This window comes from Methylobacter sp. BlB1 (assembly GCF_015476545.1).
Taxonomy (GTDB): Bacteria; Pseudomonadota; Gammaproteobacteria; order Methylococcales; family Methylomonadaceae; genus Methylobacter.
On the sequence record NZ_JADMKV010000002.1, the window covers coordinates 1 to 15,120 of the forward strand.

Genomic DNA, 15,120 nt, shown 5'->3' on the forward strand with positions numbered 1-15,120 from the left:
TTTTTGTCAAGAATCGCTATTTCCGCTTTCCGGACTCGCGCCATGAAAATTTTAGACGAGCCAATAGAAAAAATTCCCAGCGTAAAGGCAACATCAGCAATTCAGCCCTAAATCTCTTGAATCAGCCAAAGAATTTGCAAGGCAATAACAGAAGCATAGATAAACTGTTAGAGGCTTTTTAACCCGTTTGGCTTTAATAAAATTTTTATAGGAGGTGACTGGCGACTTCAGCAATTACGAAGACTCTAATTGAGCCGTCGAGAATGCAGAGAGCCTTAGTAAAAATATATTTGTCGAAGAGTTAAATTCATTGCTAAAAAATCTAATTTATCTATATACTGTGACCAGCATTTATGCGTATCTTTCTACTGGTTTTGATTTCTCTGTATCCCGCTATAGGCCGAATAACAGGGGGTTTCAACCCGGTCAAAATATTATTCATTAAGTTTTGCTCCGCCAGTATTTTAAGTTCTACCATTGGATGCAGTGAGACGTTTGAGCCGGCTTTATTGTTAAGGCTGGGATTTATAAAGCCAACAGAAATTGGCGATTTTTTTTAAGTTTAAGAGTGAAATATGTCAGAGCAAGTCGTAGGTACCGTTAAGTGGTTCAATGATGAAAAAGGGTTTGGATTTATTGAACAAGAAGGTGGTAAAGATGTTTTTGTTCATCACAGTGCAATTAACGGCACCGGCCGCAAAACCTTGCGCGAAGGCCAAAAAGTTACTATGCAGGTAACTCAAGGTCAAAAAGGCCCGCAAGCTGAGAATGTGACCCCAGCGTAACCAACCCCAAAATCAAGCCCAAAAGTCGATAGACTTTTGGGCTTATTTTGCATGCGAAATAACTGCCGGTTCGCTTCGGCCATGCATTGGGAGCTAAAACCTTTTCAGGTTTATTTATTAAAGCTTCCCTGTACTATTTGATATAGTCATTGTTGGCATTCTCTCATTTAGCGAGGCCGCTGTCTTGCTTATAGACTTTCTCGCAGGCCTTGCGATTCTCTGATTGCGGCCGCCCAGCTACCGTTTTTTCAGCAAAAGTCAGATTTATACCAAACCGATACGGTAACGGAGTCTTTGCCATGCCTGAGTTTTCCTTAAACACAAACTGGCTGATCCCTGCGCCTGTTGAAGCCGTCTGGCCGTGCCTGATCGATACTGAAAATTGGCCGTCCTGGTGGAAATATGTGATATCGGTTGAGGAAATAGAATCGGGAGATGCGTCCGGCATCAACAATATCAGGCGTTATTACTGGCGCACCTGCTTGCCGTACACGCTGATGCTTAATTTATGCGTCACTGAAATACAGCCTCGTCGTTTTATCGCCGTAAAGGTTGATGGCGATCTGCAAGGTCATGGCTATTGTCAATTATGCCCGGACTCCACTAACAGCCGCACTGAAGTTGAATTCAGATGGCAGGTGCAAACCTGCAAACCCTGGATGAACCGATTTGCGACATTAGCCGCGCCGATTTTTGCATGGAACCATGCACGCGTCATGAAGTCTGGAGAAGAAAGCTTGATCCGACACCTGTCAACGGTTAAAAATTTATAAATAACATGGAATAATAGTACACATCAGGTTACCCTTTATCAATTTACAACTGATACGCAAAAATATGGCGCAATACATATATTCAATGAATCGGGTAGGGAAAATTGTCCCGCCCAAAAAATACATACTCAAAGATATTTCGCTATCCTTCTTTCCCGGCGCCAAAATCGGCGTGCTGGGTTTGAACGGTTCCGGTAAATCGACATTGCTGCGAATCATGGCCGGCATCGATAAAGAAATCGAAGGTGAAGCGATTCCGCTAAAAGGCACTAATATCGGTTATCTGCCGCAGGAGCCGCAATTAGACCCCAATAAAACCGTGCGCGGCAATATAGAAGAAGCCGTTGCCGAAACCAAATCGATCCTGGACCGTTTTAACGAAGTCAGCAATGCTTTTGCCGATCCTGACGCCGATTTCGACGCCTTACTGGCAGAACAGGCCGAACTGCAGGAAAAGATTGAAGCGGCCGGCGCCTGGGAACTGGACAGGAAACTGGAAATTGCGGCCGATGCATTGCGCCTGCCGGACTGGGATGCCGATGTGACCAAATTATCCGGTGGCGAAAAACGCCGCGTCGCCCTGTGCCGGTTGTTGCTATCCAATCCGGACATGCTGCTGCTGGACGAACCCACCAACCATTTGGACGCCGAATCGGTCGCCTGGCTGGAACGCTTCCTGCACGATTATCCCGGCACTGTCGTCGCAGTAACGCACGACCGTTATTTCCTGGATAATGTCGCCGGTTGGATTCTGGAACTGGATAGAGGCTCGGGCATTCCATGGGAAGGCAATTACTCCAGCTGGCTGGAACAAAAAGGCCGCCGCCTGGAACTGGAGGAAAAGCAGGAATCTTCCCGCCAAAAAGCCATGAAAGCCGAGCTCGAATGGGTGCGTTCGAATCCCAAAGGCCGTCATGCCAAAAGCAAGGCCCGTCTGGCGCGCTTTGAGGAATTGTCATCCCAGGAAGTGCAAAAACGCAATGAGACTCAGGAAATTTATATTCCGCCCGGTCCACGCCTGGGCGATGTCGTGATCGAAGCGGATAACATCAGCAAGGGCTTCGGCGACCGGTTGCTGTTTAACGGCCTGAGCTTCAAACTGCCGCCGGGAGGCATCGTCGGCATTATCGGACCTAACGGCGCAGGTAAAACCACGCTGTTCCGTATGATGGCGGGCCTGGAGCAGCCCAGCTCAGGTTCGCTGACCATGGGACAAACCGTGCAGTTGGCCTATGTTGACCAGCTGCGCGACAACATGGACCCGAACAAGACCGTCTTTGAAGAAATTTCCGACGGTTTGGATATGATTACGGTCGGCAGGTATGAAACGCCTTCGCGCTCTTATGTCGGGCGTTTTAACTTTAAAGGCGCTGATCAGCAAAAACGCATCGGCGAGCTTTCCGGCGGTGAGCGCAACCGCGTACATTTAGCCAAGCTGCTGAAAACCGGCGGCAACGTATTGCTGCTTGACGAGCCGACCAACGATCTCGACGTTGAAACCTTACGCGCTCTGGAAGAAGCCTTGCTCGCCTTCCCCGGCTGCGCCGTGGTTATCTCGCATGACCGCTGGTTCCTGGACAGAATCGCCACGCACATGCTGGCCTTTGAAGGCGACAGCAACGTGGTCTGGTTTGAAGGCAACTATCAGGACTACGAAGCTGACCGCCATCGCCGTCTGGGCAGTGATGCGGATAACCCTCACCGGTTGAAATACAAAAAGCTGGCTCAATAGTGTCAGTCGTATGGAGCGGGAATAACCCGCTCCATACCCAATGCCGTTAAGTTAAGCCGTTCGTGGTGAGCTTGTCGAACCATGAATGGCTTAACTTAACGGCATTGACACCAGACCCGATCCCTTAGCCCGCAAACACAACGTCATACCGCTTCATCAGCCCGGCTATGTCCTTTCTGTAAAACTCCTGCACCGGCAGACATAAATCGCCCGGTTTCAACCCCCTCTCTTGCAGGGATTCAACTTCCGTATAAATATCATGCACATCATAGATTTCCAGCGCCTTAAAGATGGCGGCCGTATCCTTCATGCCCGCAATACCGGGTTGCTGGCCGTTTTTCAGATGGAAAACCCCATCATCCAATAACAGGATCGCGACCTGCTGATCGAATGCCGCCGTGGTCAGAACAATATCGAGCATTTCCTGAACCTGGCCGCCGCTGTGCGCCGGCTTGCGCAATACAAACAAATATTTTTTCATTTCTCAACCAAAAACGATGAAACGGTCAGCTTCCAGCGTAGCCTCAACCAATTGCCCCAGCCCTGAAATACGAAAGCCCTCAGCCAGATCATTATCGGCCTTGCCCTGCCTATTGCCTTCGTCCGTGCACAATAAACCGCGCCGCTGGGCGGCAGAGATACAAACGACCAGGTCAATCTGATGCTGCCGCGCCAATTCACGCCACTGCGCAGTGAACTGAAGCTCATCATCCGGGGGCGTGGCGTACCTGAAGGCATGATAGATGCCGTCATGATAAAAAAACACCCGAAACACTTCGTGCCCCTGTGCCAAAACGGCCTTGATAAACTGATAGGCAATATGGCCGGCGTTCGACTGATAAGGACTGGTATTAACTTGAATGGCAAATTTCATTATTAAAAGAATCGTTAGACATAGAATAAATACACTCGGCCCCCTCGAGAACAGCCTTGTTGATAGTGACGATCTTAGCCTATTATAATCCTATAAAATATCAATAGTCGGCTGTCAGGCCGTTATTTCATTGTTTTCGGAACCAATCCTGTCTCACTCAGTCTCATCGCCATGAAATTTAAACCATCCGCTCTAACGCTGGCTTTGGGCCTTGCCCTGTTCCCTGCTGCACAGCAGGCTGTTGAAATTGATAAGATTGAATTGCCCGACATGGGCGATTCCTCAGGCGCACTGATCACCCCGGCGCAGGAACAGGAACTCGGCGCCGCTTTTTTCAGAAGCCTGCACAGCCAAGTTTCCATCAGCCAGGATGCCGAAATCCAGCAGTATATTGACTCTATCGGCAAAAGGCTTGCAACTAACAGTGATACCCCGGGTTATCCTTTCCATTTCTTTGTCGTCATGGAAAATCAAATCAACGCCTTTGCGGGTCCTGGCGGCTATATCGGCGTAAATTCCGCGCTCATTCTGACAACTGAAGCCGAAAGCGAGCTGGCTTCGGTCATGGCGCACGAGGTTGCTCACGTAACCCAGCGTCATCTATACCGTGCCTTTGAAGCTGCCAGCCGTTTGTCGCTTCCCACAGCTGCCGCCACCCTGGCCGCTATTTTATTAGGCACACAATCGCCAGCGGCTGCACAAGCAGCACTCATGGCCATACAGGCCGGCAGTGTTCAGTTTCAAATTGACTTTACACGCGAACATGAAGCGGAAGCCGATCGCGTCGGCATGCAAACATTGGCGGGGTCGCAGTATGACCCGCGCAGCATGCCCACTTTCTTTGAACGTCTGCAGCAATCCACCCGCTATTATGGGCAGGATGTTCCGGAGTTTCTAAGAACACACCCGGTTACCGCTTCGCGTATTTCCGATACCCGCGGCCGGGCGGAAACCTATCCTTATAAACAATACCCCGACTCGCTCGGCTATCAGCTGGTCAAAGCCAAGCTGCGCGTAATAACCGCAACCGATACTGCCGATGCCGTCAACTATTTTCAATCACGCTTGACGCAGGGCACCGAAGAGCAGCGCACCGTTTCCCGTTACGGCATGGGTTTGGCTCAGCTTCATGCGCAAAAATTCAAGGAAGCCGAAGCCATCTTTCGACAACTGGCCCAAGAACATCCCGAGCAGGCCCAATACGTAGCGGCGCTGGCCCGTACGCTGCTTGAAGCAAAGCATTACCCTGAAGCCCTTGCCCTCTATCAAAAAACGGTTAAACAATTTCCTGACAATGATGCCGTCAAGCTTGAATATATAACGTCTCTGTTGAAAGCGGGCAACCCCGAGGCGGCCCGCAAAAATCTAATGGCGTTGAGTCCTAAAATCCAGCAGCAGCCGATGTATATGCAGCTCCTGGCGCAAACCTACAGCGATTTAAACCAACCGGCCGAATCGCATCGCTATCTTGCCGAATACTACTATATGACAGGACAAACCAGAGACGCTATCCTGCAGATCAAATTGGCCCAGAAATCAAAAGACCTTAATTTTTATCTGTCCTCCATTCTTAACGAGCGCCTCAGTTTCTTTCTGAACGAGGAAGAAGAAGCCCGGCGTGACCGGTAAAAATTTTGCATTGACTGGCAAAAGGCAATCACGTGTATTCTTAACGTTTACTTAATTGACTGCAATCTTTGCCAGCCATTTCTTACATTAGAAATCGCTAAAATTTCATAACATAATGTATCTATTAACTATTTTCGAGCCGATACTATTTAACTTAAAAAATCATTTTTTTTGATGGACACTACTGTTTTTTTTGATATAGAATCTTCACCAGCTTAACGGAGTGAGCCCGGTTTAACGGCCGGCTAAGAGGAGGATAAGCCTTTCAGGCTATTGATAACAATAATAAATTAAGTAATTCTGCTTGAGTTAAGTTGTACAGAGGATCATAGAGTACAACAAAAATAATAAAAATAATAACACTCAGTACGCCCGCTCCATGCGGGCTTTTTATTGCCTGCAATTTATACAAACTTGTTTCAGATTTTCGAGCGTCCCTGCTCAGCTCAATCCGGAATTTTACATGCTCAAGCGCACACCGATCCATCCGGCCCTTGGCGCGCCGGGCGAGACAAAACGGCCGCTATTGAAAGCATCGCCCAAAACTTCATCAGCTTGCCCGTAGACACCGAAAGAGGCATAGTCCTTATCGAAAATATTATCCACCTTACCAAACAAGGCCAGGTGTTTATTGATCTTATATTCCGCCTTCGCATTGAACAACCAGTAACCGGCCAGCTTCGGAGTCGTATTGGCCTCATCGCCCCTAAAGAACTGATCACCGCTGTACAGGCCATCAATGCCCAACGAGAAACGTTTCCATAAATCGACACCGATCGACGCCTTGAAGATATGCTCGGGCATGCCCGGAATTCTATTGCCGCGCGTTACTTGAGCCGGCTCGTCTTCATCCAACGGACTTTGAATCGTAAAGCCATCCATAAAACGCGCATTCAGGTAGGTATAATTGGCCGCAAAATGCCAGTCGTCAATGCCGCTGAACAACTGCGCATAATTAAGCGTAGTGCCGGCTTCTATGCCGTAACGGCGCGTTTGCCCGACGTTGCTGAAAAATCCTTCGCTGATGCTGTCGCCGCCGCGATTAAAGATGATATCGTCATGATTCACGGTATGGAAATAGCCCAGATTCCACTTCATGTCGCCTTTCTCCAAGAATTTATCAAAATTGCCGCGGAAACCGCCCTCCCAGGTTTTGGCCACGACCTGATCCAACGGCGGATCGGAAACAAACGCATTCGGCAGCCGGCAGGGATCATCCTCATCGGCACAGCTTAACTCCATCGGCGTCGGCGCCCGCGAGGATTCACTGTAACTGCCGTACATGCCGACGTTATCGATAATCTGATAAGTAAAGCCGGCCGATGGATTAAAGCGCTCGAAACTATGCTTGCCGCTTAATTTGTCCTCGCCGTCGATGAACTGGTTGGCCATGGTGATGCTGACATGGTTATAACGTCCGGCCAATGTGACGGCCAGATCGTCGGTCACCGAGAATGTATCGCTCAGATAGAAGCCATAGATTTCGGTATTGGTATTCAGGCGCACCCTGGCGTCTCTGACCAGAATACCGCTGCCTATGGTGCCGCGGTCATCGGTCAGCTGCGCCAATTCGGTATCGGAACCAAAATGCACATCGGCATAATCATAGCTGGCGCCGACTGTCAGATTGTTTTCATGCTCGAACCAGTCCTGCTTGAACATCGATTGCAAAGTGCCGCCCCGGCTGCGCATATTGGTTGCGCTGGTATTATTGGTCGCGCCTTCCACGCTGTCGTCTTCAAGCACCTGGTTGCCGTTGATATCGACAACCGGAAATTCGCCTGACTCATCGCACAAAAAGCCGCTGTCATCTGCACAGCCATCAAAATCGCTGTCATCGCCGTTAAAGGTTCTGATCCGGTTCTGACGGAAATAGGCATTACCGCTTACTTCAATGTCATCAGTCAGGTCATAACTGCCTGACAGTTCGGAAAAGAACATGCGCGTAATGGTTTGGTCAGGATGCGTGAACACGGCTTTTCTGCCCAGACCCAGCAACTGCTCAGGCGCTGCGCCGTTGCCTTTCATATCGTTATCGTTGGCGGCCAGCGTTAAATCCAGTTCTCCGCGGTCGTTCTGCCAACTCAAGGTGCCTAAAACCTGCTTGGCGCGCGTCGGCGAGAAATCGCGCCAACCCTGTTCGCCGAAATTGTGCACATCGAGAAAATAGCCCCAGGTGCCGTTATTGGCGCCGCTGGTTAATTCTTCCGAATGCCGGTCCCATGAACCGCCGTAAACTTCAAACTGATGGCCAGGCGCCGAAAAACCAGTTTTGGTTTTGAGCGCTATGGCGCCGCCCAGCGTATTCAAGCCATACATCGGATTGGACCCTGGCACCAATGCCATCGTGTCAATCGCACCCTTGGGGATCAGGTCCCAGTTGACCGTATCGCCGAAGGGCTCGTTAAATCTGACCCCGTTCACATAGGTCGACAAGCCTTGCGGCAATCCCAGCAATGGCGAAGCGACAAAGCCGCGGTAATATATATCAGGCTGCAACGGGTTGTTCTGTGCTTCATTGACATGTACGCTGCCCAGATAGCGGTTGATATATTCATTCAGAGACAGACTCTGCGCCTTCTCCAACTGCTCGGATGTTACCGTCTGGATATTGGCCGGTATCTTGGCGGCCTCAACGCCACTGCCCGGCAATGGCGTAACGCCTACGACATCGATGGTTTCCAGCGTAACTTTTGATTGCTCTTCCGCCATAACGGCAGACAGCGAGGACAGGCTGAAAAGCCCGATCGCTCCATAAACAAGATTTTTTTTCATTATCCCCCCAAGCTTAAAAAACCGGTCATGGTAGCTGAACCAGCAGGGAGGACATAGACATGACAACAAAAAAGGAAAAATTCCTATATTCGGGCAATTAAATTACCATGCGGCAGATACAGGCTTATTGAATTACTTAGGTTTTTATAACCATACAACAGCAGAGTATTTAGCTATAATGCCAGGCACAATAACTATAACCATTCAGATCAGCTGAGGCAGGCCACGCTTATGACAATCACAGTAAATACTGTCAATAAAATACAGCGCTACTTAGAACATCAACTAGTCCGGATAAAATCCAGCCAGAACTATCAAAAACTGCAGGCCATGCCTCCATTGAAGCGCTGGAGCGTTGTAGCCGGACTGTTTTTATTGTCGCAGATAGCCCTGTTCGGCGCTTTGTATCTGATTTTCGGCAAAATCGTTGTGATTGGCTTTTTCGCCAGCATTCTGGCTGGACTGGCGACCGGCATCGGCGCCCTGCCCGCCCTGTACTTTAAAAACATTTCAGTCAACCTGTTCAATGGCATGCTTGGTGCGGCGGCCGGCGTGATGCTCGCGGCGACGGCCTTTTCCCTGCTGGTTCCCGGCATGACTTATGGCAACGAGATCTGGCCCGGCAACGGCATTTACGTCGTCTCCATCGGCATGCTGATTGGCGGGCTGTTTCTGCATTATGCCGATCGCCAACTGCCCCATGTTCATTTCGAGACCATCTCAGATACGCAACTGGCCTCGTTAAAAAAAATCTGGTTATTCATTATCGCTATTACGATTCACAATTTTCCTGAAGGCATGTCGGTCGGCGTCAGCTTCGGTTCAGGAGAGATCAAAAACGGTGTGATTCTGGCTGTCGCGATCGCCCTGCAAAACATTCCCGAAGGTTTGGCCGTCGCCCTGCCGCTGGTGGGCCTCGGCTATAACCGTTGGAAAGCCATAGGCATCGCCACTGTCACCGGCCTGGTTGAGCCCGTGGGGGGCTTGCTGGGCATCACCATGGTCACGCTGTTCGAACCGGTACTGCCGGTCGCCATGGGATTTGCTGCCGGCGCCATGCTGTTTGTCATCAGCGAGGAGATCATTCCTGAAACGCATTCCGGCGGCCGTTCGCGTTATGCCACTTTCGCCCTCATGATCGGCTTTATCATCATGATGGTTCTGGATAACCTGTTGGGCTGACAAAGATCCCTAACTTCCACTACAAACCAAACACATATATCGGCTGTCCGCCGCATCTGCCGGTGGGGCGGACGTTTGCCTTTCGTACTGTTTACAGAGACAAATAATGGGTGAGCTGCAAAATTTCTTTCAAAACTATCTACAACACTTTCCAAATTATCTACAGCACTTTCAAAACTATCTACAACACTTTTTATCTCTACTGACTTCCGGCAACTTGGCTGAAATATCGGCCACGGCCGCAACCAGCTATGCGCTGATTGCAGCGGCTGAAATTGGCGATAAAAGCCAGCTGGTTTGCATGACGCTGGCGTCAAGGCATCGAGGGCTGCCGGTCATGCTCGGCGCCATCACCGCCTTCGCTTTTTTAAACACGCTGGCCGTGGTTTTCGGTGTTGCTATCGCCGCCTGGCTGCCTGAGTATATCGTTGCCGCCACTGTCGCTTTCTTGTTTGCGGCCTTTGGCATTCATGCATTACGGATAGAAGAAGAGGATGAAGACGAGGAAGTCAAGGAAAAAAGCGGCCACGGCATTTTCTTTACCACGTTTCTGCTGATTACAGTGGCTGAATTCGGCGATAAAACGCAGTTGGCTGTCGTCGCTTTAAGCAGTACCGCCTCTCCTGTCGCCGTCTGGCTGGGTTCTACAGCCGCCCTCGCCTCAACATCGGCCCTTGGCATTCTGGCAGGACGCACTATCCTGCAGAAATTCCCGTTAACTCTGCTGCACAAAATCAGCGGCGCAATTTTTCTGATATTGGCTGCCCTTGCCGGCTACAGAGCTTATACGGATTACATGGGTTAATAACGTAATCTTCTTAGAGAATAATGACCTGAGCATCCGTCGACTTAATCTATTAAGACTTTCACAGACTCCTTGAATTGATAGGGCACTTGAGCGAGCGGGCGGTGTCTGAGAGGTATGAAAAAGAAGCCTATTGAGTTGCCTGCATTACTGCAAGCAGCTGCTGATCCCGATCAATTCCATATTGATGCTCTATCTTCATCCGGCGCAATCATATGCCTGTGCTTTTTCAGATTAAGTCCTATTCAAGGACTACTCCATCGACCGGTCATACCGTTCATCCCTTAGAACAGCGCTTACAGGAGGATTGTCCGGCCCAACAATTCCGAAATGCTTCGCTAATCATGCGGCTTGCTTAACTTTTATCGTAAGCCTCTAATTTCGGTTCAAAAATTGAGGCTGATAAATAGAGGAGAGAGAAAATGAAAAAATCGTTTTCACTATATATGATGGCCTGTCTGCTTTTTGTCTCAGCCGGAGTGGATTCCGCGCCATCCATGAAAATCTACGGCATCGGCGGAGGAAACGGCCGCCAAGTAGATATCTTGAAACCTAATAATGGCGAAACGCAGCCGGAAATCACGGTTAAAGGCTCTAACGGGACGGCATGCATTAATATCGCCGGCCGATGGAATTTTTCGGAAAATGGCACGTTTACCTGTCAAGCTGAGGGAGAACAGCCGTTTACTGACCCTATAAGCGACACGGGAACATTTGACATTCTGCAGAATGGTTGCAACATCAGCTATACGGGACCAGGCCCCGATCCAATCAAAAGAACCGGCCAGATAAACGGCAACATGGTCACTCTTTCCGGGGTACTTGTTGTTCCCGGAGCCGGCGTAACGCTTTCTGAAAATAGCTTTACCGCGACAGGCGCAGTAAACGCTCCAGATGAGTTTACTTTAAGTGGTACGGGCCAAATCAGAGGCACGGACTCCGGCGTACCCTTTTCGTGTACATTAAACTCGATCGGTAAATTTACGCGGGATTCCGTGTTACGCAATCGAATAGAGTGTCTTCTGAATTGGGCGGAAAATAATTACCCAGACTTATTTTCTCCGGCTGGAGCAACCTCGCAATTTCAACCGCCGTATACTTATCGCCATTATAGCCAGACAAACTCTTATGCAGGGGTTTCAGCCGACAACAACCATGTTTACTATCTGGGTCCTGATGGCGTTTTAGTCGATGTGGGTGATTTAGCGGGCTGGTTGACCAGGGCATCGTGTCAATGATGCTGTGCCGGTTCGAGAGCGCATGTCCCTGGGCTTACATGTCCCGGCCAGGCCGCGCAGAGGACTGATCGTTGGACTTTCGATTCCTAAAAATGGTCAATTGTGAGGTAATGTAAAAGACGACTCCTGTTCTCTTCGGCTCAATCCGCCAGATGAGGAAATGATCATGATGTTCAGAAAACTATCAATTGTGCTGATGATCCTTGTTGCTTTCCTAGTTAGCGAAAGTTCCTCGGCCCGTGACGGAGGCGGAGCCCGTGGAGGCGGCTTTGGCGGAATTCAAGGCGGCGGTTTTGGCGGAGGTCGTGGAGGCGGTATCAGTGGAGGTCATGGAGGCGGCTTCAGCGGCGGCTATAGGGGCGGCGGTTTTGGGGGGATCTACAGCGGTGGATTTAGTGGCGGCGATCATCGAGGAGATTATGGCGGAAGCTATAGAGGCGGCGGCTTCAGGGGGATCTACAGCGGCAGATTTAGCGGCGGCTATGGAGATGTTCGCAGAGGCGGCTATATCGGGCCAGGGCATAAAGTATATCCTTCTTATTATTACGGCGGTTGGGGATTTTACGCAGGTTACCCTTTCTTCTGGCCAGACTATTATTGGCCGCCCTATTATTACTGGCCTTACTATTCAACCCCTCCTTATTACTCCTCGACTATCACCCCTCCTGTTTACATAGAACAAGGGACTGCACCCAAAGTCCAGCCGCTTGAACCGGGCAGCTGGAGCTATTGTTCAAATCCCAAGGGATATTATCCCCATGTGAAAGAATGTCCGTCAGGCTGGGAGAAAATCGATCCTCAACCTGTCGGGCAAGAACCCGGCTATTGGTATTACTGCACCAGGCCAGCCGGTTATTATCCTTATGTCAGGAATTGCTCAACCAGTTGGCAAAAAATTGTTCCCTAACGGAGGCGTGCCCAATGCGACAGATTCTGATAATCCTAATTTCTGTTTTCGTGCTCGGCGCATGCACGACAATGCCAAGCAGCCCGAGTATTTTAGTACTGCCAGGCACTGGTAAAAGCTACGATCAGTTCCATAATGACGATCAGTTGTGCAGGCGGCTTGCCTATAAGCAAATTGACGAATCGCAAAACCGGCCCGATTCCGAAGAGGAAGGTCAACAAGATTATGACATCATTTACATTCAGTGCATGTACAGTCAAAACCATCGGGTTCCCGTGCCGGGAAGGCTGACATATGGTACTCAGCAGGAATGGCTTGCGCCGCCGCCGCCAAATTTGCCTGCTCCGCGGCAGACAACCAAACCCAAGCCGTCCGGCAGCGACTAAGCGCCCATGGGCTCTGGCGCACTAGCTATTTGAGTAGCAGATCGGACTTTGAAAGCGATAATCTTCAAGCGCTGATGCGCCGTTGAGCCTGGCCTTGTGGCTTGGATCGGCAATCCTCCCCTTTCAGGCAGAGGCGCATTCAATCCCGATTATTTTGCATGATATTTTCATGATGATTGGGATCATGCCGATATTGCCCTTTGGTATTTTCACAGCCCCAAAGTAGCGCCAGTATAAAAAGCATTAGTGCTGATTGTTTCATCACCCGCTCCTTAATCAAAAGATGGCACAGGGAGATAAACTAGCAGAATCTATTGAGACGAACTATGCCTATTTTACTCAAAGAACGCTTAAGTTTCAGTCATTTAAATTAACTATCTTTTAACAGGACCACCTTCGATGTTTTCAAAGCTTTGTTGAGAATAAGATAAGTATCTCGGTCAAACACCGGCTTTCCTGCGGCCAATAATGCCTGAACATCCGCTTCATTTTTTGCCGTACCGAGGCAGCACCATTGATCAATGACATGCAGATCATCCCCCTCCCGAATGCCGATGGCGCCCGGATAAGGCCAGGCGGCGAGTTTAAGCCTGGTCATTGCCATCAATAGCCGGCCTGCATGAGCCAGCGGTCGTTCCTTGCCTACGCAAGCTCCCCGGCATTTTTTAAGCTGATGGGCAAAACAGGGGCGGTTTCCGGCTGTCTTCTCGAGACCCAGCACACTCAAACAGAGCTGATGTTGATCGGCTAGACTGCGCAATGCTTTTTGCGCGTCGCGTTGGCTGTGGTACAAGCCATACAGATTGTCCTGGGCGCCAAAATCAAGATCGTCGGCCCAGGCCAATACCGGCCGCAAATGATCACCTTGTTGCTGAAGCTGCCAGGCGCACAGCGCCTTTTTCCTTCGCAACCGTTGATTGTGCGTCGGCAGCAATTGTTTGACCAGTTTGGCTTCGGTCAACAATGCGCCCAATTCGCCTGCCGTTTCAATCCAGTCGATCCGGCGTAACTGCTGAGATAGGCTCATCTCCTTATGGTGACGATGATCGGCGGAAAAATGCGACAAAACACGGCTTTTAATATTGACACTTTTACCTATATACAACGGCAGGTCATTTTCGCCATAGAATAGATAAACGCCGGGGCCTTCGGGCAGTTCATGGATCAATAGCGGATCGATATGCGACGGCAGACTCGAACGATTGATCAACTGCCGGACCGTATCGTTGAGCTCTGATTCGGAAAATTTTTCCAAGAGCACATGCCAGAATTGGTGAATCAGCTGGGCATCGGCCAAGGCCCGATGGCGATCTTTGGTGATCAGGTTATGGCGTTCCATCAGACTGTCGAGATTATGATGCCTGTACTGGGGATAGAGCGCTCTCGATAACTTGACGGTACATAACACCGTAGGCCTGAACGTCATGCCCAGACGGTTGAATTCATTTTTCAAAAAGCCGTAATCAAAACGGGCATTGTGGGCAATGAACAGCCTGCCCTGTAACATCGCCTCGACTTCGTCTGCCACTTCGGCAAACTTCGGCGCCTGTTCAACCATGGCATTGGTGATGCCGGTCATCTGCTCGATGTACGCAGGTATTCGGGTTTGCGGATGAACCAACTGGCTCCATTCCCGAATGCCGTTTTCATCGACTAACACGATGCCAATTTCTGTAATACGGTCTTTAGTTGCAGAAGCGCCGGTTGTTTCCAGGTCGACAAAAGCCATCGGCTGTTTTATGGATATCAAACTTTTACTACTCTTTGAACAATAGCCTGGATATAGATCACAGGCTTAATTACAGCGAACGCAGGATTAAGCAATCACAGGAGATGCGTTGTCTGTGATAGTTTCCACGACCAAGGCATCAATGCTATCAGGAATATCCGCTTTGGGGGGTTAAATACCCATTAAGATGGGACGATTGTGCAGTAAGTTCCCTCTACAGGCAAACCGGTCAGCTCGGGCATTGCAGCGATTAGTATCGGGAAATCCCTGCACAGGCTTACATAGGTCCTGATAGTCTTACTTAA

General features: G+C 49.8%; 14 protein-coding genes. 9 read left to right on the plus strand and 5 right to left on the minus strand.

Annotated features, from left to right (window positions below; translation table 11 throughout):
• Positions 1-575 precede the first annotated feature (575 nt).
• The 3 genes from IT781_RS01210 to ettA all read left to right on the plus strand — a co-directional run bounded on the left by IT781_RS01210 (position 576) and on the right by ettA (position 3,290).
• The gene (locus IT781_RS01210; RefSeq protein WP_020157177.1) at positions 576-785 is read left to right on the plus strand and encodes a cold-shock protein; all 210 of its coding nucleotides are present in this window, start codon (positions 576-578) and stop codon (positions 783-785) included.
• Between the two features lie 299 nt (positions 786-1,084).
• Positions 1,085-1,558 carry an SRPBCC family protein gene (locus tag IT781_RS01215; RefSeq protein WP_194968312.1) on the plus strand — a complete coding sequence of 158 codons (474 nt, stop codon included), beginning with the start codon at positions 1,085-1,087 and terminating at the stop codon, positions 1,556-1,558.
• Positions 1,559-1,622: 64 nt separating this feature from the next.
• Positions 1,623-3,290: an energy-dependent translational throttle protein EttA gene (ettA, locus tag IT781_RS01220; protein ID WP_194968313.1), complete on the plus strand. Its 1,668-nt coding sequence runs from the start codon at positions 1,623-1,625 to the stop codon at positions 3,288-3,290.
• A 124-nt stretch (positions 3,291-3,414) separates the two neighbouring features.
• Here the strand turns inward: ettA and tusC are convergent, their stop codons facing one another.
• Together tusC and tusD are read right to left on the minus strand one after the other, a co-directional pair.
• Positions 3,415-3,771 (minus strand): sulfurtransferase complex subunit TusC, encoded by a 357-nt coding sequence (tusC, locus tag IT781_RS01225; protein WP_194968314.1) that lies wholly within the window; start codon positions 3,769-3,771, stop codon positions 3,415-3,417.
• Between the two features lie 3 nt (positions 3,772-3,774).
• Positions 3,775-4,164 (minus strand): sulfurtransferase complex subunit TusD, encoded by a 390-nt coding sequence (gene tusD / locus IT781_RS01230; protein ID WP_194968315.1) that lies wholly within the window; start codon positions 4,162-4,164, stop codon positions 3,775-3,777.
• 171 nt (positions 4,165-4,335) lie between these two features.
• Here tusD and IT781_RS01235 point away from each other — a divergent pair, with 171 nt between their 5' ends.
• Positions 4,336-5,793 (plus strand): M48 family metalloprotease, encoded by a 1,458-nt coding sequence (locus IT781_RS01235; protein ID WP_194968316.1) that lies wholly within the window; start codon positions 4,336-4,338, stop codon positions 5,791-5,793.
• A 459-nt stretch (positions 5,794-6,252) separates the two neighbouring features.
• On the opposite strand, the gene IT781_RS01240 is transcribed toward IT781_RS01235, so the two are convergent.
• A complete protein-coding gene (locus IT781_RS01240) occupies positions 6,253-8,568 on the minus strand; it encodes a TonB-dependent receptor (protein WP_194968317.1) in 2,316 nt (771 codons plus the stop codon).
• Positions 8,569-8,799: 231 nt separating this feature from the next.
• Here IT781_RS01240 and IT781_RS01245 point away from each other — a divergent pair, with 231 nt between their 5' ends.
• The 5 genes from IT781_RS01245 (at position 8,800) to IT781_RS01265 (ending at position 13,086) form a co-directional block, all read left to right on the plus strand.
• Positions 8,800-9,750 carry a ZIP family metal transporter gene (locus tag IT781_RS01245; RefSeq protein ID WP_194968318.1) on the plus strand — a complete coding sequence of 317 codons (951 nt, stop codon included), beginning with the start codon at positions 8,800-8,802 and terminating at the stop codon, positions 9,748-9,750.
• A 106-nt stretch (positions 9,751-9,856) separates the two neighbouring features.
• Positions 9,857-10,555, plus strand: a complete 699-nt coding sequence (locus tag IT781_RS01250) for a TMEM165/GDT1 family protein (RefSeq protein ID WP_194968319.1) — start codon at positions 9,857-9,859, stop codon at positions 10,553-10,555.
• A gap of 422 nt (positions 10,556-10,977) precedes the next feature.
• A complete protein-coding gene (locus tag IT781_RS01255; protein WP_194968320.1) occupies positions 10,978-11,793 on the plus strand; it encodes a hypothetical protein in 816 nt (271 codons plus the stop codon).
• 166 nt (positions 11,794-11,959) lie between these two features.
• A complete protein-coding gene (locus tag IT781_RS01260) occupies positions 11,960-12,700 on the plus strand; it encodes a hypothetical protein (protein WP_194968321.1) in 741 nt (246 codons plus the stop codon).
• 14 nt (positions 12,701-12,714) lie between these two features.
• Positions 12,715-13,086 (plus strand): glycine zipper family protein, encoded by a 372-nt coding sequence (locus IT781_RS01265; protein WP_194968322.1) that lies wholly within the window; start codon positions 12,715-12,717, stop codon positions 13,084-13,086.
• Positions 13,087-13,225: 139 nt separating this feature from the next.
• Here the strand turns inward: IT781_RS01265 and IT781_RS22575 are convergent, their stop codons facing one another.
• A complete protein-coding gene (locus IT781_RS22575; protein ID WP_255528652.1) occupies positions 13,226-13,348 on the minus strand; it encodes a hypothetical protein in 123 nt (40 codons plus the stop codon).
• 108 nt (positions 13,349-13,456) lie between these two features.
• On the minus strand, positions 13,457-14,836 hold the full coding sequence (locus IT781_RS01270) for a 3'-5' exonuclease family protein (RefSeq protein WP_228778845.1): 1,380 nt from the start codon (positions 14,834-14,836) through the stop codon (positions 13,457-13,459).
• Positions 14,837-15,120: the final 284 nt, after the last annotated feature.